General features: G+C 71.4%; 23 protein-coding genes. 12 read left to right on the plus strand and 11 right to left on the minus strand.

What is annotated here, in order from left to right:
* Positions 1-572 precede the first annotated feature (572 nt).
* Complete coding sequence (locus ACFSKW_RS41980) at positions 573-1754, minus strand: trans-sulfuration enzyme family protein (RefSeq protein WP_379579799.1); 1182 nt, start codon at positions 1752-1754, stop codon at positions 573-575.
* 60 nt (positions 1755-1814) lie between these two features.
* Between ACFSKW_RS41980 and ACFSKW_RS41985 the strand changes: the two genes are divergently transcribed.
* The 5 genes from ACFSKW_RS41985 to ACFSKW_RS42005 all read left to right on the plus strand — a co-directional run bounded on the left by ACFSKW_RS41985 (position 1815) and on the right by ACFSKW_RS42005 (position 6720).
* A complete protein-coding gene (locus ACFSKW_RS41985) occupies positions 1815-3215 on the plus strand; it encodes an aminotransferase-like domain-containing protein (protein ID WP_379579801.1) in 1401 nt (466 codons plus the stop codon).
* A 165-nt stretch (positions 3216-3380) separates the two neighbouring features.
* The gene (locus ACFSKW_RS41990; protein ID WP_379579803.1) at positions 3381-4259 is read left to right on the plus strand and encodes an ABC transporter ATP-binding protein; all 879 of its coding nucleotides are present in this window, start codon (positions 3381-3383) and stop codon (positions 4257-4259) included.
* A 105-nt stretch (positions 4260-4364) separates the two neighbouring features.
* Positions 4365-4994, plus strand: a complete 630-nt coding sequence (locus tag ACFSKW_RS41995) for an ABC transporter permease (protein ID WP_379579805.1) — start codon at positions 4365-4367, stop codon at positions 4992-4994.
* 11 nt (positions 4995-5005) lie between these two features.
* Positions 5006-6118 (plus strand): sensor histidine kinase, encoded by a 1113-nt coding sequence (locus ACFSKW_RS42000; protein ID WP_379579807.1) that lies wholly within the window; start codon positions 5006-5008, stop codon positions 6116-6118.
* A complete protein-coding gene (locus ACFSKW_RS42005; protein WP_379579810.1) occupies positions 6115-6720 on the plus strand; it encodes a response regulator transcription factor in 606 nt (201 codons plus the stop codon). Before ACFSKW_RS42000 ends, ACFSKW_RS42005 begins: the two co-directional genes overlap by 4 nt.
* Before the next feature lie 45 nt (positions 6721-6765).
* On the opposite strand, the gene npdG is transcribed toward ACFSKW_RS42005, so the two are convergent.
* Positions 6766-7428 (minus strand): NADPH-dependent F420 reductase, encoded by a 663-nt coding sequence (npdG, locus tag ACFSKW_RS42010; protein WP_379579812.1) that lies wholly within the window; start codon positions 7426-7428, stop codon positions 6766-6768.
* Positions 7429-7545: 117 nt separating this feature from the next.
* On the opposite strand from npdG, the gene ACFSKW_RS42015 reads away from it, so the two are divergent.
* On the plus strand, positions 7546-8124 hold the full coding sequence (locus ACFSKW_RS42015) for a hypothetical protein (protein ID WP_379579814.1): 579 nt from the start codon (positions 7546-7548) through the stop codon (positions 8122-8124).
* On the opposite strand, the gene ACFSKW_RS42020 is transcribed toward ACFSKW_RS42015, so the two are convergent.
* Positions 8065-9018, minus strand: coding sequence for a LysR family transcriptional regulator (locus tag ACFSKW_RS42020; RefSeq protein WP_379579816.1), 954 nt, complete (start codon positions 9016-9018; stop codon positions 8065-8067). The two genes, ACFSKW_RS42015 and ACFSKW_RS42020, sit on opposite strands and share 60 nt — an antisense overlap.
* A 95-nt stretch (positions 9019-9113) precedes the next feature.
* Between ACFSKW_RS42020 and ACFSKW_RS42025 the strand changes: the two genes are divergently transcribed.
* Complete coding sequence (locus ACFSKW_RS42025) at positions 9114-9761, plus strand: cyclase family protein (protein WP_379579818.1); 648 nt, start codon at positions 9114-9116, stop codon at positions 9759-9761.
* Here the strand turns inward: ACFSKW_RS42025 and ACFSKW_RS42030 are convergent.
* The gene (locus ACFSKW_RS42030) at positions 9758-9970 is read right to left on the minus strand and encodes a hypothetical protein (protein ID WP_379579821.1); all 213 of its coding nucleotides are present in this window, start codon (positions 9968-9970) and stop codon (positions 9758-9760) included. The genes ACFSKW_RS42025 and ACFSKW_RS42030 overlap by 4 nt on opposite strands.
* On the opposite strand from ACFSKW_RS42030, the gene map reads away from it, so the two are divergent.
* Positions 9969-10817: a type I methionyl aminopeptidase gene (gene map, locus ACFSKW_RS42035; RefSeq protein WP_379579823.1), complete on the plus strand. Its 849-nt coding sequence runs from the start codon at positions 9969-9971 to the stop codon at positions 10815-10817. The two genes, ACFSKW_RS42030 and map, sit on opposite strands and share 2 nt — an antisense overlap.
* 46 nt (positions 10818-10863) lie before the next feature.
* On the opposite strand, the gene ACFSKW_RS42040 is transcribed toward map, so the two are convergent.
* From ACFSKW_RS42040 to ACFSKW_RS42055, 4 genes are all read right to left on the minus strand, one after another.
* Positions 10864-11268: a sensor histidine kinase gene (locus ACFSKW_RS42040; protein ID WP_379579825.1), complete on the minus strand. Its 405-nt coding sequence runs from the start codon at positions 11266-11268 to the stop codon at positions 10864-10866.
* A 176-nt stretch (positions 11269-11444) separates the two neighbouring features.
* The gene (locus ACFSKW_RS42045) at positions 11445-13436 is read right to left on the minus strand and encodes a bifunctional copper resistance protein CopD/cytochrome c oxidase assembly protein (protein ID WP_379579827.1); all 1992 of its coding nucleotides are present in this window, start codon (positions 13434-13436) and stop codon (positions 11445-11447) included.
* A complete protein-coding gene (locus tag ACFSKW_RS42050; protein ID WP_379579829.1) occupies positions 13433-14026 on the minus strand; it encodes a copper resistance CopC family protein in 594 nt (197 codons plus the stop codon). Before ACFSKW_RS42050 ends, ACFSKW_RS42045 begins: the two co-directional genes overlap by 4 nt.
* A 44-nt stretch (positions 14027-14070) precedes the next feature.
* Complete coding sequence (locus ACFSKW_RS42055) at positions 14071-15357, minus strand: helix-turn-helix domain-containing protein (protein WP_379579831.1); 1287 nt, start codon at positions 15355-15357, stop codon at positions 14071-14073.
* 394 nt (positions 15358-15751) lie between these two features.
* On the opposite strand from ACFSKW_RS42055, the gene ACFSKW_RS42060 reads away from it, so the two are divergent.
* The gene (locus tag ACFSKW_RS42060) at positions 15752-18565 is read left to right on the plus strand and encodes an AfsR/SARP family transcriptional regulator (RefSeq protein WP_379579833.1); all 2814 of its coding nucleotides are present in this window, start codon (positions 15752-15754) and stop codon (positions 18563-18565) included.
* Positions 18566-18620: 55 nt separating this feature from the next.
* Here the strand turns inward: ACFSKW_RS42060 and ACFSKW_RS42065 are convergent, their stop codons facing one another.
* Positions 18621-20102: a helix-turn-helix domain-containing protein gene (locus tag ACFSKW_RS42065; protein ID WP_379579835.1), complete on the minus strand. Its 1482-nt coding sequence runs from the start codon at positions 20100-20102 to the stop codon at positions 18621-18623.
* 93 nt (positions 20103-20195) lie between these two features.
* Between ACFSKW_RS42065 and ACFSKW_RS42070 the strand changes: the two genes are divergently transcribed.
* From ACFSKW_RS42070 to ACFSKW_RS42080, 3 genes are read left to right on the plus strand one after another with little or no spacing between them, the layout of a single operon-like run.
* The gene (locus tag ACFSKW_RS42070) at positions 20196-22358 is read left to right on the plus strand and encodes a xanthine dehydrogenase family protein molybdopterin-binding subunit (protein ID WP_379579837.1); all 2163 of its coding nucleotides are present in this window, start codon (positions 20196-20198) and stop codon (positions 22356-22358) included.
* Between the two features lie 21 nt (positions 22359-22379).
* Positions 22380-22658, plus strand: a complete 279-nt coding sequence (locus ACFSKW_RS42075; protein WP_379579839.1) for an EF-hand domain-containing protein — start codon at positions 22380-22382, stop codon at positions 22656-22658.
* A 54-nt stretch (positions 22659-22712) separates the two neighbouring features.
* Positions 22713-24086, plus strand: a complete 1374-nt coding sequence (locus ACFSKW_RS42080) for an NCS2 family permease (protein WP_379579841.1) — start codon at positions 22713-22715, stop codon at positions 24084-24086.
* Positions 24087-24246: 160 nt separating this feature from the next.
* Here ACFSKW_RS42080 and ACFSKW_RS42085 read toward each other — a convergent pair whose 3' ends face one another.
* Both ACFSKW_RS42085 and ACFSKW_RS42090 read right to left on the minus strand, forming a co-directional pair.
* On the minus strand, positions 24247-24849 hold the full coding sequence (locus ACFSKW_RS42085; RefSeq protein ID WP_379579843.1) for a cadmium resistance transporter: 603 nt from the start codon (positions 24847-24849) through the stop codon (positions 24247-24249).
* A 30-nt stretch (positions 24850-24879) separates the two neighbouring features.
* Positions 24880-25938 carry an excalibur calcium-binding domain-containing protein gene (locus ACFSKW_RS42090; RefSeq protein ID WP_379579845.1) on the minus strand — a complete coding sequence of 353 codons (1059 nt, stop codon included), beginning with the start codon at positions 25936-25938 and terminating at the stop codon, positions 24880-24882.
* Positions 25939-25998 lie beyond the last annotated feature (60 nt).

Genomic DNA, 25998 nt, shown 5'->3' on the forward strand with positions numbered 1-25998 from the left:
AGCCTCGAGGTCCGGCCCGCGCAAGAGCCGGAGTCGTGCCCTACCTCGCCCGCAACCCTGCCCTGCGGGTCCGCCCGGAGTCGCAGCCGCGCCCGGCTGAGGTGAGGCCGCCGCCCCACCCCGCCCAAAGCGCGGAGCTGCACCCGGCGGGGGTGGCGCCGCTCTACAGGCCCACCCAAAGTTCGGAACTGCACCCGGCTGCGACCAAGGCCGGGCCGGTGCGACCGTACGCGAGCGGGTCCGTCCAGGATCCGCGACCTTGCCGGGGTGCGGTGGGTCTGTCCTGCGGGCCCAGGGTCCGGAGCTGTCCCCGGTTGCGGCCAGGGCTTGGCCTGCGCGCCGTGTACGAGCGGGCCCGTCCGGGATCCGGAGCTGTGCCTGGCAGCCGGCAGGGTTCGGCCTGCCAACCGCACAAGAGCCGGTTCGCCCGGGATCTGGAGACCTTGTCAGGCAGTGCCCAGGACCTGGCCGGCCTGCCCCCGCCCAGGACCCGGGTGGTTGGCCGGCCGCGTTCTGTGGTGGGTCATGCCCAGGGCCAAGGAGCTTGGGCGGCGCCGTTCAGGGCCAGGGTTCTAGAGGGTTCCTTCCAGGGCCTGGGTGAAGTCGGCCCACAGGTCCTCCGCGTGCTCGATGCCGACCGCCACCCGCACCGTCCCCTCGGAGATGCCATGCCGTCCCAGCTCCTCGGCGCTCAGCGACCTGTGCGAGGTCGTGGCGGGGTGCAACACCAGCGTCTCCACCCCGCCCAGCGAGGGGGCGAGGAGCGCGAGCTTCAACGAGGCCATGAACTTCTCGCCTGCCGCGCGGCCACCGATGAGGTCGAAGGAGAACACGCCACCGAACTCCGGCAGCAGCTTGACCGCCACGTCGTGCGAGGGATGCGAAGGCAGTCCGGGCCAGTGCACGGCGCTGACCGCGGGGTGCTCGGCGAGCCTGGTGGCCAGCACGCGGGTGTTCGCGCAGTGGCGCTCCATCCTGAGCGGCAGCGTCTGCATCCCTCGCAGGGTCAGCCACGCGGCGAAGGGGTCGGGGGTCGAGCCGAGCTCGATCGCGAAGTGCCACACCTTGCGATAGAGCTCCTCGTCGGCGAAGACCGCGATGCCGCCGAGCACGTCGGTGTGCCCCGACAGATACTTCGTGGTCGAGTGGACGACGATGTCCGCGCCGTGTTCGAGCGGGCGGCAGAGCAGGGGCGAGGCGAAGGTGTTGTCGACGACCGACAGCAGGCCGAGGTCCTTGGCGGCCGCGCACATCGCGGGCAGGTCGGCGACCTGGCACACGGGGTTGGCGATGGTCTCGAGGTAGACGAGCTTCGTCTCGGGGCGGACAGCCGCGCGCAGGGCGGCGGGATCGTCCTCCGGGACGTGGCTGACGGTGATGCCGAAGCGCGACACGAGGTCGTTGATCATCGCGGCGGTCCCGCCGTACAGCGCCTTCTGGGCGATCAGGTGGTCGCCTGGCTTGAGCAGGCCGAGCAGGACCGAGTTGATCGCACCCATTCCGGAGGCGGTCGCGACGGCCGCGACGCCGCCCTCCAGGCCGGCCACGGCCTCCTCGAGCGAGCGCACCGTGGGGTTCGAGAGCCTGCCGTACACGAAGGCCCCGTCGGGCCTGCCCATGCCGTCCGCGAAGACCTCGGGGTCGTCGAAGACGAAGCCGGAGGTCTGGTAGATCGGCACAGAGATCGGCACGCTTCCGCTGATCACGGGCTTGGGGATGTGGACGGCGCGGGTCTCGGGACGCAGTTCGGTCATACCGATAAGGATGTCCCGTTTGACGGTTGGATGTCAGATCCAATCGCCGATAATTGGTCCATGGATGAGGCCAATCTTGCGGATCTTCTCGGCCGGTGGGCGTCCGGACGCGGCCCGCTCTACCTGCTGCTCGCCGCCCGGCTGCGCGACCTGATCGACGACGGGCTGCTGTCGCCGGGCGCCTCCCTGCCGCCCGATCGGGTTCTCGCCAGGCGGCTGGCGGTGGCGAGGGGCACCGTCGTGGCCGCCTACGACCTGCTCCAGCAGGAGGGGCGCGTGGTCAGGCGCAGGGGCAGCGGCACCCGCGTCTCCTCCGCCGACCTGCCGGCCACCCGTACGACGAACGAGGTGAGCAGCAACCCGCTGCTGTCGCACATCCTGCACCCACCCGACGGGGTCACGCTCCTCACCTGCGCCGCGCCCGACGAGCCGCCGCCGCTGCTGGCCGACGCCTTCAGCGAGGCGGTCACGCTGCTGCCCCGCCGCGATCTCGGCTACCACCCGGCCGGTCATCCCGCGCTCCGCTCGGCGATCGCCGACTACTACACGCGGCGCGGGCTGGCGACCCACGCCGCCGAGATCATCGTCACCACCGGCGCGCAACAGGCGCTCACCCTGCTCACCGGCCTGCTGGTCAGCCCTGGCGACACCGTCCAGACCGAGACGCCCACCTACCCCGGCGCGCTGGAGGTCTTCCGCCACGCCGCGGCGGTGGTGCGGTCCGGCGTCGACGCCGCCCAGCGGCCTGCCCTGATCTACGTCACGCCCACGGCGAGCAACCCCACAGGCGCGATCATGGATACGGCCGAGCGCAGGCGGCTGGCCGCTTCGGCGGTCGCGCACGACGTGCCGCTCATCGACGACGAGGTCTGCGCCGAGCTGTGCTTCTCGGGCGACACCCCGCCGCCGCTGGCCTCCTTCACCTCCGGCGAGCAGGTCATCACCATCGCCTCGCTGAGCAAGCTCGTGTGGGGTGGCCTGCGCGTGGGCTGGATCCGCGCCGCCGCCCCGCTGACCGCCCGGCTGGCCAGGCTGCGCGCCATCCACGACCTCGGGGGCGATGTGCTGTCCCAGCTGGCGGCGGTCTCGGTGCTGTCCAGACTCGACGACGTACGGCGGGCACGGCTCAAGGTGCTTCGCGCCGGCCACGACCATTTGCTGGGCGAGCTGCGGGCCAAGCTGCCGTCGTGGGAGTTCGCTCCGGCGCTCGGCGGTCAGACGATCTGGGTCCGGCTGCCTCGCGGCGAGGCCGACGCCTTCGCGCAGGTGGCGCTGCGGCACGGGGTGGCGATTCCGCCGGGCCGTTCGTTCGACCCTGCGGGAGGCCACGCCGACCACATGCGGTTGCACTTCCTCTTCCCGCCGGCGGAGCTGACGGCGGCGGTCGACGCGCTGGCGGCCGCGTGGGACGCCTACGACGGCGCCCACCACACCGCCACCCGGCACACCCTGATCGTCTGACGCGCCGGCACCCCGCACCCGCGCGTGGCCTGCCCGATGCGACGCCCGACGGGCGTTCACGTGGCTACCCGCTGCGACCCCATCACCTCATCGATCCGGGGAAAGCGCGGCAAGTCATGAATTCTTCACTGCCCACCGCGAGTGGCACCCCGAAGAATCAGACACATGATCCAGGTGAACGGACTCACCAAGAGCTACGGGGATTTCCCGGCGGTGAAGGGCATCTCGTTCGAGGCCGCCCCAGGGGAGGTCTTCGCGCTCCTCGGCAGGAACGGCGCGGGGAAGACGACCACGATCGAGGTGCTGGCCGGGTTCCAGCGCGCCGACGCGGGCGAGGTGCGCGTGCTCGGCCTCGACCCGGCCAGGGACCGCAGAGGCGTACGGCGGCGCACCGGCATCATGCTGCAGGAGGCGGGATTCTTCCCCGATCTCACGGTGGCCCAGACCGTCGACTCGTGGCGGGACTTCACCTCCGCGGCCAGGCCGACGGGTGAGGCGCTGGAGCTTGCGGGCCTGCTGGACAGGGCGCCGACGAAGGTGCGGCAGCTGTCGGGCGGCGAGAAGCGCAGGCTCGACCTGGCGCTGGCCCTGCTCGGCCGTCCCGAGGTGCTGTTCCTTGACGAGCCGACCACCGGGATGGATCCGGAGGCGCGGCGCAACACCTGGGACGTCGTCCGCGGGATCGCCGCCTCGGGCGCCACCATCCTGCTGACCACGCACTATCTGGACGAGGCGCAGCGCCTCGCGGACCGTATGGCGATCATGGACCACGGGGAGATCGTCGCCGGTGGCGGCATGGCGGACACGCTCGCCGCGCAGGCAGGCAGGGTGTCGTTCGAGTTGCCCACCGGCCTCTCGCCCGGGGACGTGCCTCTGGCGGTGACCGTGGCGGGGCGCGTGGCCACGTGCAGGACGGAGGATCCCGACCTGGCCGCGCAGGAGTTGCTGAGCTGGGCGGCGGAGAAGGGCCTGCGGCTGCGCGGCCTCGAGGTGCGGACGGCCTCGCTCGAAGACCTGTTTCTGGAAGGGGTCGACCATGCGTGAGTTCGTGGCCGTGGCCAGGTTCGGCGGGCGGCTGTACTGGCGGGACAAGGTCGCTCTGTCGACCTCGGTGGCGTTGTCGCTCGGGCTCGGCTCGGCCTGCCGTTCATGATGGCGAAGGTACGGCCGGCGGAGGCCGGGGTGCTGCTGGACACCCACCTCGGCGTGCTCGCCATGGGCCTGACGGTCGCCGCGCTCATGCAGACGGCGGTGACGTTGACGGCGCGCAGGGACCAGCTGATCCTCAAGCGGATGCGGGCCACCGGCCTGCACGATCGCGAGATCATCGGCGGCGAGCTGCTCAACGTCGCCGCGCAGGCCGTGCTGCTGGCCCTGACCGTGTGTGTGGTCCTCTACGCCGCCGCGGGCCTGCGGATCCCGCGCGACCCTGTGGTGCTGGTGCTGTTCGTGGTGGCGGCCGCGGGCGTGTTGTCGCTGCTCGGCGCGGCGTGGACGGCGGCGATCTCCAGGGCCGAGGTGGCCGCGGTCATGACCATGCCGTGGTTCCTCCTGGCGGGTGTGGGGGCGGGTGGTTTCGGACCCGTCGTCCAGTTGCTCCCTTCGTGGGTGGGGACCCTGCTGAACCTGCTGCCCACCAGCGGCTTCGTGGCGGGCGCGCGCGCGGCCTACACGGGGCAGGGTGATCTGCTCGTCCCGCTGCTGAACCTGGCGGTCTGGGCGGCCGTCGCGCTCGCCGCGATCCGCCTCAGGTTCCGCTGGGAACCTCGAAAGTCATAATTGGTCGCACTATGACCTCCGATGCCGCCCGCCGCCTCGCGATCACGGTGATCGCGACCATCTCCGCCTGCTACACGGTGATGGCCGTCGTGCTCTATCTCATCTCCACCTACCTGGTCTACGTCCCGTTCTCGATGAGCCTCTGGGCGATCGCGGCCGGCGTCTGCACCGGCGTCCCCCACTACCTGCACGTGCGGGCGGGCCTGCGGGGCGAGCGGCCTCCGCTGTTCCCGACGACCCTCATCGTGCAGGCGGTGGCCACCTACCTGACCAACCTCGTCCTCCCGTACGGCTGGTCCGCCGTCGTCTCGCCCCTCTTCGCCGGGTCGCTGCTGATCCTGCTGCCGGCACGTCTCGCGTGGCCGCTGGTGGGGCTGGCCACGGTGTACCAGGGCTGGCAGATCTACGGGGCGACCGGCGGGCACATGGCGCTCACGCTCTTCTACGCCGTCACCGTGTTCAGCACCGGCGTGATGATCTACGCGCTGGTCAGGAGCGCCCTGATGGCCAAGGAACTGGACCAGGCGAAGGCGGAGCTGGCGGAGGCGGCGGTGCTCAAGGAGCGCCTGAGGATCTCCCGCGACCTGCACGACGGGCTGGGCCGCAGCCTCACCGCCATCGCGCTGAAGGGCGATCTGGCCGCCAGGCTCGTCGAGCGCGACCCCGTCTCCGCCAAGACCGAGGTCGGCGAGCTGGTGCAGGTCGCCCGCGAGGCCGTCCAGGACGTACGGCAGGTCGCGCGCGGCTACCGGCAGATGTCGCTGGCCGGAGAGGTCGACAGGGCGGTGTCCCTGCTGGAGGCCTCAGGCGTGGCCTGCCAGGTCAACCTGGCCGCGGCCACGCTGCCGCGACTGTCCGAGGAGGCGATGGCGTGGGGCGTGCGCGAGGCCGTCACGAACGTCCTGCGCCACAGCCGCGCGACGACCTGCTCCATCAGCACCTCGGTCAGAGCGGGCAGGGCGCGCCTGGAGATCGTCAACGACGGCGCCTCCGCCGTCTCGCCGGTGTCCGCGGGCAACGGCCTGACCGGCCTCGAAGAGCGCGCGAGCCAGGCGGGCGGCGCCGTCACCGCCGAGCCCTCCGGAGCGAACGGGTTCCGCCTCACGATGGAGGTCCCCACGTGATCAGAGTGCTGCTCGCCGAGGACATGCACATGATCAGAGCGGCGCTGACCGCGCTTCTCCGCCTCGAACCCGACATCGAGGTCGTCGCGGAGGTGACCAGGGGCGACGAGATCGTCCCTGCGGCGCTGGACGTGCGGCCCGACGTCGCGATCGTCGACATCGACCTGCCGGTGGTCGACGGCATCACCGCCGCCGCCGGCCTGCGCACGCTGCTGCCGTCCTGCCGGATCCTGGTGCTGACCGCGATGGGCCAGCCCGGCCAGGTACGGCGGGCGCTGGAGTCGGGCATCGAGGCGTTCCTGGTGAAGGACGCCCCGGGGGATCGGCTCGCAGACGCCATCCGCAGGACGGCGGCGGGGCTCAGGGTGCTCGACACCGACCTGGTGGCCTCGGCGATGGAGTACGGCGAGAGCCCGCTCACGCAGCGCGAGCGCACGGTGCTGGCGGAGTCGGCCCGGGGGGCGACGGCGGAGGAGATCGCCTCCCGGCTGCACCTGTCGGCGGGCACCGTGCGCAACTACCTCACGGGGGCGATCACCAAGACGGGCGCCAGGAACAAGATCGACGCCATCAGGATCGCGGAGGACGCCGGCTGGCTCTGATCCGGGCGGCGCGGCCATCCGGCGGCCGCCCGGGAGAGCACGACGTCAGACGTCGGTGATGCGGATGCCGGCGTGCGCCTTGTACCGGCGGTTGATCGAGATCAGGTTCGCCGTGAGCGCCTCGACCTGGTGGGCGTTGCGCAGCCGCCCGCCGTACACGCCGCGTGCCCCGGGGATCTGGAACGCGAGGGCCCGCACGACGTCGGTGGCCTCGCGGTCGTCGCCGAGCACCAGCACGTCGAGGTCGATCTTGTCCACCGCCGGGTCGAGCAGGAGCACGGCCGACACGTGGTGGAAGGCGGCGACGACCCGGCTGTCGGGCAGGACGGCGGCGGCCTGCTGGGCGGCCGAGCCCTCCTCGACCGGCAGCGCGTAGGCGCCCTGCTTGTCGAAGCCCAGCGGGTTGACGCAGTCGATCACGATCTTTCCGGACAAGGGGGTGCGGAGGGATTCCAGCGTCGCCTTGTGCCCGTCCCACGGGACGGCGACGATCACGATGTCGGCCTCGGCGGCCACCTCGGCGTTCTCCGCTCCCCTGGCGCCGTCGCCGATGGACTCGGCCGCCTCGTGGGCGCGGCCCGCGTTGCGCGAGCCGATGAGCACGGGGTGTCCGGCCAGGGCGAACCGGCGGGCGAGACCCTTCCCCTGGTCGCCGGTGCCGCCCAGGATGCCGATCGTCAACCCGCTCACTTCAGGAAGGTCAGTCATAGGGCAGATCATGCCAGCACCGGAGTTCGCGTCCCGAACCCAGGTCCCCCATGGACCCGAACGCCGTAACGGCGGAAAGCGGCGGCGGCAGTGTCACAGGTCAGGCACCATAGACGGATGGACGCAGGCTCGGTGGCTTTCCTTCGCGAGGTTCTGGCCGAGACCGGCTGGCTGGAACGCACGCGCGAGCTGGGCATGGCGCTGAGAGCCACCCGTTCCCCCGGCGGCCTGCTCCTGGTCGGCACACCCGACGACGAGCCGTGGCACCTCACCGCGCACCTCGGCGACGAGGCGCGGCTGGCCGGGTTGCCGCAGCTGGCGCCCACCCTGGTGCGATGGCGTCCGCCGCGGCAGGCTCCCGCCCACCTGCGGGTGGGCCTTGAGCGCATCGAGCGGGCGGGCAAGGGTGAGACGCTGTTCGTGGTCGCCGAACGGCAGGCGCCGACGCCGCTGCTGGAGCGGGTCGACGACGCCAGGCGCACCGGCGCGACGATCCTGGCGTTGGAAGGCGGCGATCCCGACCTGGCGGGCCTGGCGCACGACGCGCTGGCGATCCCCGCCGGCGGGCCCGTCAGCTTCGACGGCGCGCAGCATCTGGTGAGCGCCGCGGCGGGCGAACTGCCGCAGCGTCCGGGGCTACGAGACCGGCTCGCCAGGCTCCTGGAGCGCGTCAGCGGCCCTCAGGTGGTCGACTAGCGCCTCCTCGATCGCCGCGATCACCACGGCGTGCACGGGGTCGGGCTCGCCCGACCTGGTGCGGCTCAGGCGGGTGACCGCGTCGAGCCTGCGGGCGCCCACGTCGGCGATCTCGCTGACCCTGACGAACCCCTCGGGCACGTCGAGGAGCGCGAGCTCGGGCACGATGGCCACCCCGTGTCCCGCCGCCACCAGCGCGAGCGTCGGCGGGAACTCCTCGATGACGTGCACCCTCCTGGGCGCGAACCCGTGCAGCGACGCCAGCCGTTCGAGCGCCTGCCCGCAGGCCTGGTCGCGCGGCCCCGCCACCCATGGCGCCGCGGCGAGCTCGGCGACGGTCGTGGGCGCCGAGGGCCAGCCGGGCGGCACCACGACGCGAAACTCGTCCACGTGGAGCGTTCGCGAGACCAGCGAGGGCTGGACCGGCGCCGGGAGGCTCGCGTCCCGCTCCGTGATCACCAGGTCGGCCCCGCCCAACCGCAACTCCTCCAGCGCGGGCGGCCCGACCAGCTCGCGGATCACCGGCGTGATCCGCGGATGCCGTACGGCCAGCGCCCGCAGCGCGGGCACCAGCAGGTGGGTGATCACCGTGGGGAAGGCGGCGATGGTCACGGGCCCCGCGAGCCGTTCGGTGAAGAGCGTCAGCTCCCGCCTGGCCTCGGCGAGCTCGTCCTCGATCCGGTCGGCGTATCCGGCCAGCACGCGCCCGGCGGGAGTGAGGGACACCCTGCGCTGCGAACGGTCGATCAGCGCCAGCCCGACCTCGCGTTCGAGCTGGGCCAGTTGCTGGGAGACCGCCGAGGCGGTGAGATGCAGGGCCTCGGCCGCCCGCATGACCCCGCCGCGCCTGGCGACCTCGTGCAGGACCCGCAGCCGCCTGGGATCGATCTCCATTAGCTCAGCTTAACCGGAGCTGAAGATTTCGTTATTTGCTCTGCACCAAAGGCGTTCACGACAATGAGCGGCATGAACCACAGGGAGGCCGCCCGTTGATCGTCGAACTGAGTCACCGGATCACCGAAGGCATGGTGACCTATCCCGGCGTCCCGGGGCCCGTCCTCGGATCCCACCTGACCAGAGAGGACTCCCGCGAGGTCTACGCGCCCGGCACCGAGTTCCACCTCGGGACCATCTCCATGGCCTGCAACACGGGAACGTACGTGGACACGCCGCACCACCGCTACGCCGACGGCCCCGACCTGTCACAGGTGCCGGTGGAGCGGCTGGCCGACCTGCCGGGCATGGTCGTGCGCGCCGAGGGCCGCCCGAGCGTCGGCATGGACCTGCTGGACGGCCTCGACGTGCGCGGCATGGCCGTCCTCCTGCACACCGGGTGGGACAGGCACTTCGGCACGGACGAGTACCGGCACGCACACCCCTACCTGGAGGCCGAGGCCGCGGCGTGGCTGGCCGAACAGGGCGCGGCGCTCGTCGGCATCGACTCGCTGAACATCGACGCGACCCCGCCGCGAGGCGAGCGCCCCGCCCACACCCTGCTCCTCGCCGCGGGCATCCCGCTGGTCGAGCACCTGACCGGGCTGGCCGGGCTGCCCGACAGCGGGTTCCGCTTCCACGCCGCGCCGCCGATGGTCGCCGGTCTCGGCACCTTCCCCGTCAGGGCGTACGCGGTGCTCTAGTCGTCGTCATCCTGATCCTGCTCGTCCCATGCCTTGTTGCGGTCGGCGGCGCGCTGCAACGCGCCTGCCGCCTCCTCCTCGGAGGCGTAAGGGCCCATGCGGTCCTTGTTCGGGCAGCCCTGGTCGGGCTCGACGCGCATGTGCTTGAGGCAGAACCACCATTGACCTTCGCTCACGGGGTGAATTGTGCCCCGTAAACTCGGTTTCATGACCACACTGCTCCAGCCCGGGCGGATCTCGCCCATGCGCAAGGTTCCCGCCCACATCCAGCGGCCGGAGTACGTCGGCAAGAAGCAACCGAAGACCGGCGAGGCCGACGTCAAGACCCCGGAGATCATCGAGCGGATGCGCGTCGCGGGCAGGATCGCCGCGCAGGCCCTCGAGGAGGTCGGCAAGCACATCGCCCCCGGCGTCACCACCGACGAGCTCGACCGGATCGGCCACGAGTTCCTGCTCGACCACGGCGCCTACCCGAGCACCCTCGGCTACCGCGGCTATCCGAAGTCGCTGTGCACCTCGATCAACGAGGTGATCTGCCACGGCATCCCGGACGACACGGTCCTGCGCGACGGCGACATCGTCAACATCGACATCACCGCCTTCATCGGCGGCGTCCACGGCGACACCGACGCCACCTACCTGGTCGGCGACGTGGACGAGGAGTCGCGCCTGCTGGTCGAGCGCACCCGCGAGGCGATGATGCGCGCGATCAAGGCGGTCGCTCCCGGCCGGCAGCTCAACGTCGTGGGCCGCGTCATCGAGGCGTACGCCAAGCGGTTCGGCTACGGCGTCGTGCGCGACTTCACCGGGCACGGCATCGGCACGACGTTCCACTCCGGGCTGATGGTCCCGCACTACGACGACCCGTCGCACCAGGTGGAGCTGGTGCCGGGGATGACGTTCACGATCGAGCCGATGCTGACGCTCGGCACGATCGACTACGACATCTGGCCCGACAAGTGGACCGCCGTCACCAAGGACCGCAAGCGCACCGCGCAGTTCGAGCACACGATCCTGGTGACCGACGGCGGCAGTGAGATCCTCACACTCCCGTGAGCGCCGCGGGCGAGGTCGTCCGCGGCCACGGGCCTGCCGTACCGGATCAACGCCTGCGCGGTACGGCGCCCGACACGGTCGTGCCCTCGCCCTGAACGCTGCTGACCGACAGGGTGCCGCCGAGCTCGGCCATCAGCGCGCGCATGCGAGCGATCCCCCTTCGCTCGTGCGGCATCGAGAACCCGTCGCCGTCGTCGCTCACCGTCAGCCTCAGCCCCCGCCTGCCCACGGTGACGGCCACGGAGACCGTGGCGGCGCCGCTGTGCAGCTCGACGTTGAGCAGCGCCTCCTCGACCACGGCGAGGACGCCTCCGGCGATCGCCGCGGGGACGTCGCTCTGCGGAAGGGCCCAGACCTCCACGGCGATGCCCGTGCGCTGCGACCACTCCGTCAGACATCCGTCGAGGGCCTCGGCCAGGCCCTGCCCCCCGCGCATGCGCGTCTCATCCACCAACTCTGCACTCACCTTCCTGAGCACATGGCGGGCGATCACCGAGGCCGTTCCCTGGCGCCCCCACGATGGCCAGGACCGGCAGCTCATGAATGTGATGCCCGTCTCCCCCGCCCGCAAGGTTACCGGGCGGTTCGGAAGCGCGTGGCCGAAGATAGAAGGCCGTAGCCGCAGGGCTACTCGACCTGGTCGCGGCGGTTCAGCCTGGCCAGGTAGTCGTTGTAGGAATCGAGCTCCGCGTCGCCCGTGCCGCCGGTGCGGGCGGCCACCGCGTCGGCCCTCCTGTCGGCCCTGCGGGCCTGCCTGTCGTCGTCGCGGTACCACTGGAAGGCCAGCGCGAGCAGCACGATCAGGGTCGGGATCTCGCCGAAGCCCCAGGCGATCGCCCCGCCGTCCTGCTGGTCCACCAGCGAGGACACCCCCCACGTACGGCCGAGCTGTTCGTACCACTCGGCTGCGACGACGGTGCCCATCATCATCAGCGCGATGCCGAAGAAGGCGTGGAAGGGCATGGTGACGAACAGCGTCAGCAGCCGGCCGACGTGCGGGAGCTTGTGCGGCGCCGGGTCGACACCGATGATCACCCAGAAGAACAGCGACCCGCTCAGCAGGAAGTGGAGCGTCATCGCGATGTGGCCGAGGTGCTCCTCCATCGCCGCGGCGAACAGCGGCGTGAAGTAGAGCGCGTAGGTCGAGGCGATGAAGATGGCCGTGGCCATCGCCGGGTGGGCCAGGACGCGGACGAACCGGCTGTGCAGGATGACGTTCAGCCACTCGCGCGGACCCCTGTCGCCGCGGCGGGCGGCGGGCTTGAGCGCGCGCAGCGCCAGCGTGACGGGCGCGCCGAGGACCAGGAAGATCGGCACCAGCATCGCGAGCGTCATGTGCTCGATCATGTGGACGCTGAACAGCACCTTGGCGTAGCGGGCCAGGCCGCTCTGCGTGGCGATGACGAGGATCGCGACGCCGACGAACCAGGCGATCGTGCGCCCCCACGGCCACGCGTCGCCGCGGCGGCGCAGCCGCACGACACCGGCGGCGTAGAGGCCGGCGAGCCCGGCGGCGAGCAGCGCGAAGAACAGGTCGAGCCACCACAGCGAGACCACGTTGCCGAGCGAGATCTCCGGCGGCATCGTGAAGCCGAGCAGTTCGAAGGCGCGGTCGGCGGGCAGCGCCGTGACCGGTGGCTTGGTGCGCGACAGCGCGACGGCCAGGCCCATGGTGGCCGACATCAGCACGAGCTCGCCGACCGCGAGGCGGGTGAAGGCGCCGGGCTTGCCCTTGTCGAGCTGCCCGATCGTGCGCTGGCGGTGCCACCAGCCGATGTAGCCGAGCACGACGAACGCGACGGTCTTGGCCACGAGGAGCACGCCGTACGCGGAGGTCCACAGGTCGCTGACCGCGGTCAGCCTGGCCAGGACGCTGAACAAGCCCGACAGGCCGACGCCGATGTAGCACCACACGGCCATCCTGGAGAAGCGGTTGGCCGCCACCTCCAGCTGCGGCTGCTTGCGCAGCCCGTGGATGATCAGCACGATCAGCCCGCCCACCCACAGCGCCAGCGACACCAGGTGGACACCGACGCCTGTGGTGGCCAGACCGTGGTTGGGCGAGGAGGAGACATGGCTGGTCAGCGCGGGCGGCAGCATCGTCACCAGCGCCAGCGCGAGCAGGCCCGCCGAGGCTCCCGCGGTGATCACTCCGCGGGAGAACAGCGCGATGGCGACGCCGAACAGCACCACGAGGGTGAGCGCGATGCCCTGGCCGACCTGGCTGGCGAAACTGGTCAGCTCGTTGCCGCCGAGCACCTCGGCGACGGGCAGGCCCAGCTGCTCCGACAGCGAGAAGATCATGGTGAGGGCGGCGGCGCCGGCCCAGACCAGCGCCGTCCATGACGCCGCCGTGACGTAGCGCAGCGCCGACCTGCCGAGCATGCCCTTGTCGCTGGGCAGGAAGACGGTGGCGGCCAGCAGGAGGCCGACGGTGGCCACCCCCGCGAAGTCCATCGCCATCTTCGCGATCGGCAGGCCCCACCGGGTCAGCGTGCCCTCGTCGGGCAGTCCGGGGATGATCCGAGGGAACGCGGCGCCTCCGGCGATCATGCCGATGACGAGGGCGACGAGCGCCGCCCCTGCCAGCGCGAGCGCGAGACGCGCGGTCCTGGTCACGGCTTCTTCTTCCTGGCGCTCAGCAGGAAGCCGATGCCGACGCCGACGAGCCCGCCGATCACGATGACCAACCAGACGGGGAAGCCGGTGGACGCCTGGGCCGCCTGCTGCTGCGCGGCCGGCTGGGGCGTGGCAGGGGCCGCAGGGGCCGCTGACGAGGTCGCGGCGGGCGGCGCGCTCGCGGCGGCCGTGGAGGCGGGCTCCTCGGCAGGCGTCGGCTGCGGCGCGCCCTTGACCTTGAACGGGATCTCGCCCTCGATGGGATGCCCGTCGGAGGAGACCACTCTGAAGGCGATCGTGTAGCCGCCGTCGGGCAGGACGCCCTTGAGCTTCTGCGTCACGACCTTGCCGTCGATCTCCGGCTTGCCCTCCTGCACCTGCGCCCCGTCGGCGGAGCGCACGATCACGAACGGAAGCTTGGGAGTGGCGTTGAACTCCAGCTCCACCTTCTCCAGCGTCGAGACGGTGGAGTCCTTCTTCGGGGTGCTGCCCTTCAGCGCGTCGTGGGCGAGCGCGGGCGACGCCGGCAGGACGGCGGCGACCAGGACAGCGAGCAGGGCGGTGAAGGCCGCCAGCGGAGATCTCTTCATGGCATCCCCAAGGCTACCTACCGCCCCGCCCGGTGGTGACGTCGCTACAGGCCCACGCAGGCGAGCGCCCGGTGGTAGGCCTCGACGGTGGCCTCCTCGTCGCCGAGGCCCTCCAGCGTCTCGGCCAACGCGTACCACTTGGTGGCCGCCTGGCGCGAGGTGGAGGCCCGCTCCATGAACCGCACCGCGTCGCGGGCGTTGGCCAGCGCCTCCTCCCTGCCGCCCATGGCGCCCTGCGCCCTGGCGAGGACCATCCGCATGTGCGCGTCCATCTCGGGCGTCTGGTCGGCCAGCAGGTCCTCGGCCGACCTCGCGTGCTCGGCCGCGCGCTCGGGGTTGCCCGCGGTCAGCTCCACCGTGGCGAGCTGAAGCTCCGCGATGGCCTGGTCGGTCACGCCGGCCGAGGTCTCGGCGATGTCCTTGGCCGTCTGGCTGAACAGCTCCCTGAGCTTGTCGGTGTCGTGCGGCTGGAGCCTGGCGCGGTGCCCTGCCACGGCGCCGCGGAGCCTGGCCAGGTTGCGCGGCGCCGTCGCGGTCTCCGACTGGATGGCGTAGGCGCGCTCGACCAGGCTGAGCGCCTCCTCCGCCCGTCCGATGGACTCGGCGACCCTGGCGGCGTTCCAGCTGGCGGCGACGGCCGAGCGCGGGGTGCCGAGCAGCTCGGCGGCGGCCAGCAGCTCGGCGGAGAACTGGCGGGCGCGCAGCAGGTCGCCGCGCACCCAGTAGACCGACAGCAGCGTCGCGCCCAGCTCGACCAGGCCGTCGGTCCAGGCGGGGCGCACCGCCCCGGACAGGATCCGCTCGCCGACCTGCACGGCGGCGACCAGCTCGCCCTTGTCGCGGTAGCACCTGCACAGCGCCAGCGCGATCTCCACGTGGCGCTCCGCGCTGAGGTCCTCGCCGTCGAGCCGCCTGAGGATCCTGATGGCCTCGGCGATGTCGCCCGTGGCCTCCGTCGCGAGCGCCAGGCCGTACTCCGCCTCTTGACGAAGAGCGGTCAGACCCGTCAGGTTATTGTCCGCAACCAGCTCGGCGAACCTGGTCCGAGCCTCGTGAACCTCGCCGTTCTCCAGCGCGAGCCGCGCGTAGCCCAACCCGAGCTCGAGATCGTTCATCTGCTCGGCGGTCACGCCGTTGACGAGGTAGCTGAGTGAACAGTCGAGCTTCTGGGCCAGGAGCTCAAGCACCGCAGGGGTTGGCGTGCGCTTACCGCTCTCGATGAGCGAGACATAACTGTCAGACAACTCAGGGTGAGCGAGCTGGGCCTGTGACAGGCCACGCTGGCGGCGGACCGTCTTGATACGGAGTCCGACCAGATCAGATGTGGTCACGGCAACGTCTCCCTGGGATGATGTACTTCAAGCACCACCTGAGCGAGGGAGAACCCCCCATGCGCAAGCGACTTGTCATGTCCGCACTCACTGTCCTCATCGCGGCTATTGCCACGATTGGAGGACATGTTACGACTGCCGGTGCCGAAGTGTCTCCTAGTCAGCCGAGCTTCGACTACCTCTGCTGCTAGTGCGCGCCAGTGCTTGCTGGAAGATGCCGCTGTCAAGCCCTCGAATCGCCACAATTCGGGGGCTTCGGCATTCCCACGGGGGATTAACAGCGTAACCAGCCCGTCTATATTTCAACTACAGGCGATATTGATCTTCGATCGTCTGCGTTCATGATTAGGCTTGCCGTCTCACCATCCCTCTGCGGCGAATTCCGGAGGCTTGTGTGTTCATCGCTCTTCTGGGCCCTGTGCTCGGACGGCTCCATGGACGCGAGGTCTCGCTCGGCGCACCCCGCCAACAGGCGATCGCGGCGATCCTCGCCTGTTCGGCCGGCAAGGTGGTCCTGAAGGAACACCTCATCGACGGCCTGTGGGGCGAAGATCCCCCGAAGAGCGCCGAGCAGAGCGTCTACACGTATGTGGCCGGATTGAGAAACGTCCTCGAACCCGGCAGAGGATCGCGTGGAGAGCCGAGGATACTCGTCGGTGTCCCCGGTGGCTATTCCTTACACGTGGACCCTCTCCACGTCGACTGCGTCGCCTTCTCCGCCCGCCTCGAGGACGCCGCGCGCCGGCGCGCGGAAGGCGATCTCGAAGGGTGCCTTGACCAACTCGATCTGGCGTTGGAATTGTGGCGGGGACCCGCGCTCCCAGGGGTGCCGGGGCCGTTCGCCGAGGCGCGCAGGCTCCACCTGGACGAGTTGCGCGTCACCGCGATGGAGCGCAGGGCCGAGGTCATGGTCGAGCTCGGCAGGTACCAGGAGATCCTGCCCTCGCTGATGAAGCTGGTGAACGAGCAGCCGCTGCGCGAGGGGCTGCGCGAGTCGCTGATGCGAGCCCTGCACCTGAGCGGACGTCAGGCGGAGGCGCTCGAGGTGTTCAGGGACGGCGAGCACCTGCTGGCGGAGGAACTCGGCGTCGACCCCGGCGAACGGCTGCGCGCCTACCGCGACGTGATCCTGCGCGGCGAGACCCCCGCACCGGCGCCCCCCATCATCACCGTCCCCCGCCAGCTTCCCCGCGACCTGCTCGGCTTCGTCGGGCGCACCACCGAGCAGCTCAGGATCCGCTCGCATCTCGCGCCATGGGACGAGGCGCCGCCCACGCCCGTGGTGGCGATCTCGGGTCCACCGGGCGCGGGCAAGTCCGCGCTGGCCGTCCACGTGGCCCACGCCGTCGCCCGCCGCTTCCCCGACGGGCAGCTCTACGTGAACCTGCGCGGCGGCACCCCGGGCGTCAAGCGGCTCACCCAGGCCCAGGCGCTCGGCAGGCTGCTGCGAGCGCTCGGCACCGTGCCCGAGCGGGTGCCCGTCGACCTCGACGAGGCCGCCGCGCTGTGGCGCGACCTGCTCAGCGACCGCCGGGTCCTCGTGCTGCTCGACGACGCGGCCAACCTCGCCCAGGTACGGCCGCTGCTGTCGCTTCCCGCCGGCTGCGCGGTGCTGGTGACCAGCAGGGAGACGCTGGCGCCCGCCGACGACTGCGTGCAGGTGCGCCTGGGGACGCTGCAGGACGCCGAGGCGGTCACCATGCTGGCCAGGCTGACAGAGGCCAGCCGTACCTCCGCCGACCCCGCGGCGACGACCAGGCTGGTCAGGCTGTGCGACGGGCTGCCTCTCGCCCTGCGCATCGCGGGCGCGCGGCTGGCCAGCCGCCCGGACTGGACCGTCGGCATGCTGGTGGACCGCCTGGCCGACGAGCAGCGCAGGCTCCACGAGCTGGAGTCGGGTGATCTGGCCGTCAGGTCGGGTCTGACGGCCAGCTGGCAGGCCCTGCACGACAGCGACCACCCCACCGACAGAACGGCGGCCAGGCTGCTCCTGCTGCTCGCGCTCATCAGGGTGCCCGACGTGAGCACGGAGGTCGCCGCGGCGCTGCTGAACGCGCCCGCCGCCGAGGCCGAGCGCGCTCTCGACCGGCTGGTCGACGCCAACCTCGTCGAGCGGGGACGCGCGTGGCACTACCAGATGCACGACCTGGTCAGGCTGTTCGCCAGCGAACACGTCGTGGCCGACCGCGTCGCGTGCCTCGACAGGGTGCTCGGCTACTACCTCGTCTCCGTCGAGCACGCCACCCGCCTGATGGACCCGCACAGGGTGCAGGCCGACAGCCCCGCCGTCCAGATGCGCCCGCACCCGGTGACCGACCGCGACGAGGCCCACGACTGGCTCAACGCCGAGGAGCCCAACCTGGTGGCCGCGGCCGCCCAGGCGATGGACGACCCCGACGAGCGGATCGCGCGCCTGGGAGCCGCGCTCAGCATCGCCCTGCGCTGGTTCCAGCGCCACTCCTACAGCCTGGTGGACATGATCTCGCTGTGCCAGCGGGCGCTCGCGGTGGCCAGACGGCTCAGCGACGACGCCATGGCGCTGGAGGCCCACGGCGGGATCGCCAGCGGCTTCGGTCATCAGGGCCAGGTCGACACGGCGGTCCGCCATCTCAACGAGGAGCTCAAGCTGGCCAGGCGGCTCGGCGACAGGTTCGCCGAGCAGCGCGCGCTCGGCAACCTGGCCAACTCCTACGTCGACGTGGGCCGCCACGACCTGACACTGCGCCATGCGATGGCGCAGCTGAAGATCGCGACCGAGATCGGATCCCAGGTAGGTCAGCGCTACGCGCTGCTCATGGCGGGGCACGCCAACGGCCGCCTGCGCAGGTTCGCCGAGGCGGAGGAGTGCCTGACCAGCGCGCTGGCGATGGCGCGGAAGGTCGGCGACCTCGGCCACGAGGGCGCCATCCTCGGCGTGCTGGGCCTGGTCAAGATCGACGAGGGTGACCTCGACGCCGGTGTGGAGGCACTGACGGCGGGGCTGGCCGTCGCCCGCACGGTGAAGTCGCTGAACACCGAGATGAACTGCCTCATCACCCTGGCCAGGGCGCATCGGCTGCTCGGCAGGCCGCGGCAGGCGCGCGCGTTCCTGAGCGAGGCCGCGTCGCTGTCCAGGGCGATGCAGTCGGCCGAGTTCAGCCGCCAGGTGGCCGAGGAGCGGCAGGCCCAGGGGGCGGGCGACGCGCTACCCCTGGCCGGACTGGTCTGACGGGCGGGCCTCCGCGCCACCGCGGGGCCCGGCCACCGGCTCCGCGGATCCGGGGTCAGCGGGCCCGCAGGGCCAGGAAGAAGTCCACGCGGTCGGCCATCGTCGACAGGTCCCTGCCCGTCAGCTCCTCGACGCGCCTGATCCGGTAGCGCACCGTGTTCACGTGCACGTGCATCCGCTCGGCGCACGCGTTCCACGACCCGGCGGTGTCGAGGAAGGCGCCGAGGGTCCGCACCAGCTCCGACTGGTGCTTGGCGTCGTAGTCGAACAGCGGCTCCAGCAGCCGTTGGGTGAACGAGCGCCGCACATCGCCCGGCACCGTGGCCAGCAGAAGGGCGTGGGTGTAGATCTCGTCGCTGGTGACGACGCCGCCGGAGCGGGCCTCGGCCATGCGGAGGGCGTGGCCCGCCTCCTCGATCCCTCCTCTGATCGAGGAGGCGCCGGTCAGCGCACCGCTCACGCCGATCGAGACGCTGGTGTCGCGCAGGGCCGACAGCACGCCGAGGCCCGCTCGCAGCCGGTCGGCGAGGAAGGAGACGGGACCGGTCAGCGGGACCAGGGCCACCGCTCCGTCCGTGCCCGCCGCGGCGACCACGCCGCGCCCGAGCAGTTCCTCCAGCACCTGCCCTCCCAGCGTCGCCGGGTCGGGGCCGCGGGCGGCCCCCGGCCGCCGGACCGACGCGGTCACCACCGCGTACGGCTCGCCCGGCTCCAGCCCGCACGTCCGCAGCCGGGCGTTGAGCTCGGCGGGATCGGACTCGTCGGCGAGCGCGGCACCGACGAGCTGTTCGACGAGGCGGCGCTCGACCCGCCTGCCCTCCTCCATCCTGGTGCGCTCGAGCGCGACGCAGGCGGCCAGCTCGAAGCCGAGGTCGGCACGGCCGAGCAGGTCCCCTTCGCACGCCAGCACCCACCCCGCGGCCCTGTGACCCCTTCCGACGCCGAAGAGCGTGTGGCCCTCGGACACGCAGGGAAGCCTGGGCGCCGCCAGATAGGCCATGGCGAGCCGTTCGGGATCGGCGCAGGAGCCGACGACGACCTCGCCTATGGAGGAAAGCACAGCCCCTCCGACACCCAGCTCGGCGGCGGTGAGGGAGAACAGCTCGGCCAGGTCCGCGCCCTCCGCGACGGCGTCGACGATCCTGCGCTGGCGGCCGAGCGCGGCCCTGACCTCACCCGACAGGCGCGGGGCCGCCACCTCCCCGACAGCGCGGAAGGAGACGGCGGTCGGGATCTCCAGCAGCGGCATGCCCGCCTGCGCGCAGGCGGTCACCAGGTCGTCGGGGACGTGACCGAGCCACGCCTGGCCCGCGCCGAGCGCCGCGACGCCCGCGGCCCGCAGCGCGGCGACGAAACGGGCGGAGTCGGCCGGCTCGTGGCGCCACATGAGCCCGCTGAGCACCAGCTCTCCGCCGGTGAGGTAGCGGCCGGGGTCGGGCAGGTCGGTGACGTGCACGGCGGTGAACTCGGTGTCCTCGTCCCCTGTCAGCAGGATGAGGCCGAGCTCCGAGACGGCGAGCAGGTCCCTGATGCGCACTTGGAGGAATATACAAGTGGACCCAAGGACGGCTTACCGCGATTTCACATCACAGACATAGGCCGTCCCGATGCCGAGTGCTGTACTCGGAAGATGACGGAGACGGCCAGCACCACGCGGCAGGGCGTGGGCGAGAGCGTCAGGCGACCTGACGCCACCCTCAAGGTGACGGGCGAGTTCGCCTACTCCTCCGACCTGTGGCTCGACGGCATGGTGTGGGGCGTGACGCTGCGCAGCCCGCACGCCTCGGCGTGGATCAGGTCGATCGACATCGGTCCCGCGCTGGCCATGCCCGGCGTGCTGGCCGTGCTGACGCACGAGGACGTGCCCGGCGAGAAGTTCTACGGCCTGGAGCACAAGGACCAGCCCGTGCTGGCCATCGACCAGGTCCGCTACCAGGGCGAACCGGTGGCGCTCGTGGCGGCCGAGCACCCGGAGACCGCTCGCAGGGCCGCGGCCGCCATCGTCGTCGACTACGAGGTCAGGGAGGCGGTCACCGACCCACGGCTGGCCACGGAGTTCGTCAGGAGGCAGCCCGTCAGGGTCGGCGACACCTTCGAGGCGGAGGTCGTCGTCACCGGCGAGTACGAGGTCGGCATGCAGGACCAGGCCTTCCTCGGCCCCGAGTCCGGTCTGGCCGTACCCGCCGAGGACGGCGGGGTCGATCTCTACATCGCCACGCAGTGGCTGCACGTGGACCGCGACCAGCTCGCGCCCTGCCTGGGCCTGCCCCCGGAGAAGGTACGGCTGTCGCTGGCGGGCGTGGGCGGCGCGTTCGGCGCCCGCGAGGATCTCTCGATGCAGGTGCACGCCTGCATGCTCGCGCTCCGGCTCGACCGGCCCGTCAAGATCGTCTACGGCCGGGAGGAGTCGTTCTACGGGCACGTGCATCGCCATCCCGCGTGGATGCGCTACGAGCACGGCGCCACCCGCGACGGCGAACTCGTCTACGTCAAGGCGGAGATCCTGCTCGACGGGGGCGCGTACTGCTCCTCCTCCCCCGCCGTCGTCGGCAACGCCGCCTCCCTCGGCGTCGGGCCGTACGAGGTGCCCAACGTCGACATCGTGGCCACGGGCGTCTACACCAACAATCCGCCGTGCGGCGCGATGCGTGGGTTCGGCGCGGTGCAGGCCTGCTACGCCTACGAGTCGCAGATGGACAGGCTCGCCGCCGCCTGCGGCCTCGACCCCGTCGAGATCCGCGTCCGCAACGCCGTCTCCCAGGGCTCCGCGCTGGCCACGGGCCAGATCATCGACTCGCCCGCGCCGCTGGCCGAGATGCTGCGCGAGCTGGCCGCCATGCCCATGCCAGGCCCCGCCACCCAGGACCTGCGCGACCTGCCGGGCGGCGTCTCCCAGACCACCCACGGCGAGGGCGTACGGCGAGGCGTCGGCTACGGCGTCGGCATCAAGAACATCTGCTTCTCCGAGGGCTTCGACGACTACTCCACCGCCAGGGTCCGGGTGGAGATGATCGGCGGCGAGCCCCACGCCACCGTGCACACCGCGGCCGCCGAGGTCGGGCAGGGCCTGGTGACGATCCAGGCCCAGATCGCCCGCACCGAGCTGGGCGTCGACAGGGTCACGGTCGCCACCGCCGACACCCGGGTCGGCTCTGCGGGCTCGTCCTCCGCCTCCCGCCAGTCCTATGTCACGGGCGGCGCGGTCAAGGCGGCCTGCGAGGCCGTGCGGGAGCGGTTCGAGGGGCTGCCGGTCGCCGAGGCGCTGGAGAAGCACGGGCCGATCGAGGAGACGCGGGAGTTCAGGCACCGGCCCACCTACCCCATGGACCCCGTCACGGGACAGGCCGACTCCCACACCCAGCTCGCGCTGTGCGTGCACAGGGCGGTCGTGGACGTCGACGTGGAGCTCGGCCTGGTCAAGGTCGTGGAGCTGGCCGCGGTGCAGGACGTCGGCAGGATACTCAACCCGGTCGCGCTGGAGGGGCAGATCCACGGCGGCTCGGCGCAGGGGCTCGGCCTGGCGCTCATGGAGGAGATCCAGGTGCGCGACGGGCAGGTGCTGAACCCGTCCTTCACCGACTACCTCATCCCGACCGCGCTCGACATGCCTCCCATGCAGCTGTCGATCCTGGAGAACCCCGACCCCGCCGCGCCGTACGGGCTGAGGGGCGCGGGCGAGCCGCCCACGCTCTCCTCGACGCCCGCCATCGTTGCCGCCGTCCGCGACGCCACCGGCGTCGCGCTGACCAGGGTGCCGGTACGGCCCGAGCACATCGTCGGGGTCCTTTCATGAGAATCGCGTGGCCGCGCTAGGTTGGGTGCTCGACAGGCTCGACTAATCACGGAGGAAAGTGCCCTCATGTCCGAAGCGCGCGAGGCGGCCAAGGCCGAGTTCGAGAAGTTCGACACCGACCACGACGGCGTGCTCACGGCGGGCGAGATCCGGCAGGTGAATCAGGCGCTGGGCGGTCACGGGGTCACCGACGAGGAGATCGAGGCGTTCGTCGCGTCGGCCGACCGTGACGGTGACGGCAGCATCACGCTGGACGAGTTCGTCGCACTGGTCGGCGGCGGGAAGCACGAGCAGCGGTAGCCGCAGGGCAAACCGGGGTAGAAAAACGATCATCCCCCTTCGACCGTAGGGGGGATGATCGTGCTCGACCGGCTGTTCGAGCTTTCCGCACGCGACACGACGGTCGGGCGTGAGGTGCGTGGCGGGGTCACGACCTTCATGGCGATGGCCTACATCATCCTGCTCAACCCGATCATCCTGGCCGGCGCGACGGACATCACCGGGGCGCGGCTCGACATCGGCCAGCTGACCACGGCGACAGCGCTGGCGGCGGCCGTCAGCACGCTGCTGATGGCGTTCATCGGCAACGCCCCCTTCGGGGTGGCCGCGGGGCTCGGGCTGAACGCGGTCGTCGCCTACCAGGCGGCCCCGCACATGACCTGGGCCCAGGCGATGGGCCTGGTCGTGCTCGAGGGCCTGGTGATCATCCTGCTGGCGGTCTCCGGCGTCCGCCGGCTGATCATGGACTCGATCCCGCTGGCGCTCAAGCACGCCATCAGCGTGGGCATCGGCATGTTCATCACGCTGATCGGCCTGGTCGACGCGGGCTTCGTCTCGGGCGCGGGCGCCACTCCCCTGCAGCTCGGCGCGACCGGTCATCTGGCGGGCTGGCCCGTCACGGTGTTCTGCTTCGGGCTGCTGCTGATGATCGTGCTGTTCGTCCGCAAGACGCCGGGCGCCATCCTGCTCTCCATCGTGATCACCGCGATCGTCGCGATCATCGTGAACGCCGTCGCCACGATCGACCCCAAACAGTGGGGCGTCGTCGTACCCGACGTGCCCGAAGCGGTGATCTCACCGCCCGACTTCGCGCTGATCGGCGCCGTCGACCTGTTCGGCGGATTCGCCACCGCGGGCGTGGTCACCGCCTCCATCGTGCTGTTCACGCTGGTCCTGTCGGGCTTCTTCGACGCGATGGGCACCATCATCGGCGTCGCCGACGAGGCTTCACTGGTCGACGCCCAAGGCAGGGTGCCGCGGCTCGGCGCCATCCTGACCGTGGACGGCGTCGCCGGCGTGGTCGGCGGCTTCTGCAGCGCCTCGTCCAACACCGTGTTCGTGGAGTCGGCGGCGGGCGTGGGCGAGGGCGCGCGCACCGGACTGGCCAGCGTCGCGACCGGGGCGCTGCTGGGGCTGACCATGCTGTTCACCCCGCTGGCCGAGGTCGTGCCCGCCGCGGCGGCCGCTCCCGCGCTCGTGCTGGTGGGCGCGCTGATGATGACGCAGAGCCGCAACGTGCCCTGGGAGGATCTGGAGCTGGCGATCCCCGCGTTCCTGACGATCGCGCTGATGCCGTTCACGTACAGCATCACCAACGGGGTGGGGGCCGGGGTGATCGCCTACACGGTCGTCAAGGCGGCCAGGGGGAAGTTCGCCGAGATCCCCTGGCTGCTGTGGGTGGTCTCGCTCATCTTCCTGGTGTACTTCGCGATCAGCGGCTTCTTCTGACGCGGACGCCGGGGAGCGGCCCCTACGTGCCGACGCGACCGCGCACGTGGTTCGCGCTTCTCATCGAGACACCCGGGTACTCCAACATGGTCATCTACATCTACGCGGTCACCTCGGGCCCCTACCGGCCATGACGCGTGGTGGCTCTGGCCGGACGCGCTCAGAAGAGCTGCGCCAGGACGCCCGACTCGACGACGATGACACCACCGATGATCATGAACACGACGGGGACGAGCCATCGGCCGTACCGCTCGACGATCTCGATGACCTTCTTGTGCGAGCCGAGCCAGAAGCCCGCCAGGCACCACACGGCGACGCCTGCGGCGAACACGGCGATCGTGACGAGGGTGGGCCCCGCGCCGATGGTACGGAACACCGGGGTGTAGACCGAGATGTTGTCGGCGCCGTTGGCGATCGTCACTCCCGCGACGGCGGCAAGGCTCGAGGCGCCGGGCGGCGGAGTGTCGTCGTCGCCGCGGGCACGGATCGCGGAGACGAGGCCGCGGACGCCGAGCGCGAAGGGGATCAGGCCGAGGAGGCCGACCCAGTCGTCGGGAACGATCGTCAGGCCGAGGGCGGCGACCACCGACACGGCGACCAGGACCGCGATCCCGGCGTACTGCCCGCCCCAGATCTGCCATGCCCTGGGCGCCCCGCCGGCTCTCGACGACAGGAACAACACCGTCAGCACGATGATGTCGTCCAGGTTCGTGCCGGCGAACATCCCCACCGCCGTGGCGACGGTCCCCGCGATCCCTTCCACGGCCGTGAACCTATCGGGTGAGAGCTGCCGTCAGCCGTCCTGGGGGTCGCAGGCGAACCCGTCGGCGTCCTTGTCCGTGTACCAGTAGTACTGCGGGTGCCTGCCCTTCTGGTACGGCCCGCCGTACCCGGCCGCCCTGGCCTCCTTGCAGCTGGGGTAGCGCTTCTCGCTGCCGGCGCTGAGCGTGGAACCCGTGCTCTGCGTGCCGCCGGTGGTCGCGGCGGTGCCCGAGCCTGGCGGCGTGGTGGCGGTCGTACGGGCGCCCGGCTGGGTGGCACCGGGCTGGGTGGCTCCCGGGCTAGGGACGCCCTGCTGCGTCGTCCCGGGCGTCACCGCCCCGGTGCCGGGCTGAGTGGAGCCGGGCTGGGTCGCCCCAGGCGTCGCCCCAGGCGTCGTCCCAGGCGTCGTCCCAGGCGTCGTCCCCGGCGTCGTCCCCGGCTGAGTGGTGCCCGTGCCAGGCGTTCCAGGCGCGTTCGGAGTGGCGGGCGGCGCCACGGCTCCGAGCATCGCCTTCACCAGCTCGTCCGCCTTCTCCTTGGTGAAGCCCGCGATGCTCACGCTGTCGCCGCTCATCTGCTGCGCGACCGTGGGCGCGGCCAGCACGGTGGCGGTCTCGTTCTGACCGACCAGGATGGCGATCTGCTCGTCGACGCGCTCCTTCATCAACGCGGCGAGCGCGTCGCGGAAGGCGGGGGCAACGGCGATCCTGACGCCGTAGCTGTCCTTCTCCTTGACCGTCTCGATCGTCTGCACGGCCGAGACGGGCACCGCCTCGGACAGGAAGTAGCAGATCTTCCCGTCGAGCGAGAGCGCCACCTTCTCGCCGGGACAGGGCGAGGCCTTCTGATCCTCGACGGGGGCGAAGTAGATCGGCTGGCCGAGCCTGATCGGCGGCTTGCCCCCGAACAGCGGCGAGTCGGGGTTCCTCGTCATGAGCACGGCGACGGTGCCGAGCACGCCCGCGGTCAGCACGACCAGGACAAGGGAGACGATGAGCACGATGGTGGTGAGCCTGCTCGCCCTCGGCCCGTCCGGGACCGTTGAGGGCTGCGCCCCGGGCGGTTGCCCCGGCGGCGGCGGTTTCTCCATCCGTGAACCCCATCCTGACTGGTGCTTCCGCAGAGCCTAGCGAGGACGGCAAGAACCCGG

Origin of the sequence: Nonomuraea mangrovi (genome assembly GCF_042681425.1) — a bacterium.
In the GTDB taxonomy this organism is placed as follows: domain Bacteria; phylum Actinomycetota; class Actinomycetes; order Streptosporangiales; family Streptosporangiaceae; genus Nonomuraea; species Nonomuraea mangrovi.